Source organism: Ideonella azotifigens (assembly GCF_006519715.1).
In the GTDB taxonomy this organism is placed as follows: Bacteria; Pseudomonadota; Gammaproteobacteria; order Burkholderiales; family Burkholderiaceae_C; genus Ideonella; species Ideonella azotifigens.
On record NZ_VIDT01000652.1, the window covers coordinates 1 to 3,044 of the forward strand.

At 69.9% G+C, this 3,044-nt stretch carries 4 protein-coding genes; all 4 read right to left on the reverse strand.

Going from position 1 to position 3,044, the window contains the following annotated elements; translation table 11 throughout:
• On the reverse strand, positions 1-435 hold a 435-nt coding region (locus FKP22_RS25685; protein ID WP_211361585.1), incomplete at its 3' end, for a hypothetical protein.
• Positions 436-485: 50 nt separating this feature from the next.
• Entirely contained in the window at positions 486-950 is a 465-nt protein-coding gene (locus tag FKP22_RS25690) for a flagellar export protein FliJ (protein ID WP_141290614.1), read from the reverse strand.
• Positions 951-1,101: 151 nt separating this feature from the next.
• Complete coding sequence (gene fliI, locus FKP22_RS25695; protein WP_141290616.1) at positions 1,102-2,529, reverse strand: flagellar protein export ATPase FliI; 1,428 nt, start codon at positions 2,527-2,529, stop codon at positions 1,102-1,104.
• Positions 2,529-3,044: flagellar assembly protein FliH (locus FKP22_RS25700; protein WP_211361586.1), on the reverse strand; the 516-nt coding region annotated here is incomplete at its 5' end. The genes fliI and FKP22_RS25700, both read right to left, overlap by 1 nt.

A 3,044-nucleotide genomic window follows, 5' to 3' on the forward strand; every position in this document is an offset into this window, starting at 1 on the left:
TCGGGCCCCTGCACCGCCGGCATGGCCGCGGCCTTTCAGTGCGTCCAGGCCGCGCGAGGCACCGCCCAGGTCTTCGCGCTTGGCCACCAGCTGCAAGGTGCTGGGCTGGGCTGGCAGGTCCTCGGCGCTGAGCGCGGTTTTCTTCGGCGCGTCGGCGGTTTCGTCCTTGGCATCGCCCTTGTCGGCGGCCTCGGTATCGCCGCTGGCCTCGGCCTGGTCCGCGTCGGACTTGCGATCGGCTTTCGGCGCGCTGTCGGTGGTCGGCGCCTGGTCGGTGTCAGGTGCGGCCTTCAGGCTCTTGGCGCCCTGGCCACGCAGCATGTCGGCGAAGCTGCCGTGGCTGCCGGCATCCTGGCGCTGCGGCGCGCGCTGCGCCACGCGCGACGACACCGGCTTGACCGGTGCCACGGGCTCCAGAGGGGTGTCCAAAGGCATGCGTGTACTCCTGCGGGAAATTCAAGAAGACGGATTCGGGTTCGGGACGTTCAGGCTGCCGCACCGGCCATGGACTGGCGCGAGGCCCAGGCACGGCGCTGGTTGGCCTCGTCGGCCTGCTTCTGCTCGCGCTTGCGCTCGTCCTGCAGCAGGCTGTGCTGGCGGCGCTCGATCAGCCGGCGCACGGTGGCGACCTTCAGCTCGCGCTGCTGCACGCGCTGGTGTGCGGCGCGCACCCGCTGGTCGGCCTGCATGACCACGCCTTGCTGCGAGGCAATCGCCTGGTCCAGCCGGCCGACAAAGCCGTGGTAGCAGCGCACCAGCTCAATGGCGCCGCCCTTGGCGAACTGCGCAGCCCAGCGCTTGCGGTATTCGCCGCGGTAGGTCACCAGCGAATCGGCCTGTTCACGCGCGGCTTCGGCCATGCGCTCGGTTTCGCGCCATTCGGCGATCGCGTCGTCACGGCGGCGCTGTTCGCGTTCCAGCAGCGTGCGAAGAAGTTCCATGCGGTTCATTGGGCGATTCCTGAAGAAGGACTGCGACGAGGGCTACGGACACTGCAACAACAGCCGGGACGAAGCAGCAGCTTGCGCCGAAAGGCCGGCCTGCACTGCGAGGAACAACACCTTCAACAATGCCTTCTTGTGGGATTCAGCCAGGCAGCACTCAGCCGCCCGCCTGGTTCTGGGGCTGGCCAGCAGGGTTCAGGCGCAGCAGCGCGCGGCGGCTGGCTTCCAGCGGGGCGCGCTCCTGCATGCCTTGCTGCAGCAGCGCCACCAGCTGCGGGTGCACCTTGACGGCAGCGTCCAGCTCGGGATCGGCGCCGGGCACGTAAGCGCCGAGCTGGATCAGGTCGCGCGCCTTGTTGAACTTGGCCATCCACTGGCGGGCACGGCGGGCGCCCTCCAGGTGATCGCGCGGCGCCACCGCGGTCATCACGCGGGAGATGGATTTCTCCACGTCGATGGCCGGGAAATGGCCGCTTTCGGCGAGCTCGCGCGACAGCACGATGTGCCCGTCCAGGATGCCTCGGGCCGCGTCGGCAATCGGGTCCTGCGGGTCGTCGCCTTCGGTCAGCACGGTGTAGAAGGCGGTGATGGAGCCCACGCCGTTGAGGCCATTGCCAGAGCGTTCAACCAGCTGCGGCAGCTTGGCGAAACAGCTTGGCGGATAGCCCTTGGTGGCCGGCGGCTCGCCGATGGCCAGGCCGATCTCGCGCTGCGCCATCGCGTAGCGGGTCAGCGAGTCCATCAGCAGCAGCACGTGCTGGCCCTTGTCGCGGAAATGCTCGGCCACCGCGGTGGCATAGCTGGCGCCCTGCATGCGCACCAGCGGCGGGGCGTCGGCCGGCGCGGCGACGACGACCGCGCGCTGGAGGCCTTCGTCACCCAGGATGTCTTCGATGAATTCCTTGACTTCACGACCCCGCTCGCCGATCAGCCCGACAACGATCACGTCGGCCGCGGTGTAGCGGGCCATCATGCCCAGCAGCACCGATTTGCCCACGCCGGTGCCAGCAAACAGGCCGATGCGCTGGCCGCGGCCCACGGTGAGCAGCGAGTTGATCGCGCGCACACCGGTGTCCAGCGGCTGGCGCACCGGGTCGCGGTCCATCGCATTGATCGGGCGGCGCACCATCGGTTCGTTGAGCACGTCCTGCAACGGGCCGCCGCGGTCCATCGGGTGGCCATGGGCATCGACCACGCGGCCCAGCAGGCCTTCGCCCATCGGCAGGTGCAGGCCACGGTCTTCGCTGCGCCGCCAGGGATGGTTTTCCACGCCCAGGCGAGGGGGAATCTGCGGCACCGGCAGCGGCACCACCTGGGCGCCACTGGCCAGGCCATGCAGCTCGCCGGTGGGCATCAGGTAGGCGCGGTCGCCATGGAAGCCGACCACTTCGGCAGTGACCGGCGACTCGCCGGGCACGCCCACCGAGCAGACGGCGCCGACCGGCGCACGCACGCCGGCGGCTTCCAGCACCAGGCCGGTCACGCGCACCAGCGAGCCCTGCATTTCCAGCGGCTGCGGCAAGGAGGCGTAGTTCTGGATGTCCTGCAGGAAGCGCTGCCAGCGCTCGGGGCGGGTGGTGAGCATCAGGCGTCTGTTTCGGGTTCGGGTTCAAGCGGCTCGGCCTCGGCGGCTGCGCCGCCTTGCCAGGCCAGCGGCACGGCAAACACCGCAGCGGCCTGCGCCCAGCGGCTTTCGATGCGCGCGTCCACGCGGCCCAGGTCGGACTCGACGATGCAGCCGCCACGGGCAACCTGCGGGTCGGCGATCACCATCACGTCGCGCGTGCGCAGCGTGTCGGCAGCGCCCATTTCGACCAGCACCACGTCTTCGGGGTGCAGCCGCAGCACCAGGTGCTTGGCGGTGACCATGACCGCGGCCACGGCTTGCTGCGCGACCTGGACCACGCAGTCCGGCCGCTGTTCCAGTTCGCTGCGCACGACCTGGCGGGCCAGCTTCAGGGCGGTCTGCACGAGAGAGTCGGCCATGCGGGTTTCGAGGCCGCCGAGCTGGTCCTGGAATTCGGCCACGACCTGCGCCATCTGCGCGCTGATCTGCTGGGCGAACTGGCGCTTGGCAGCTTCCAGCGCCTCCAGCCCGTC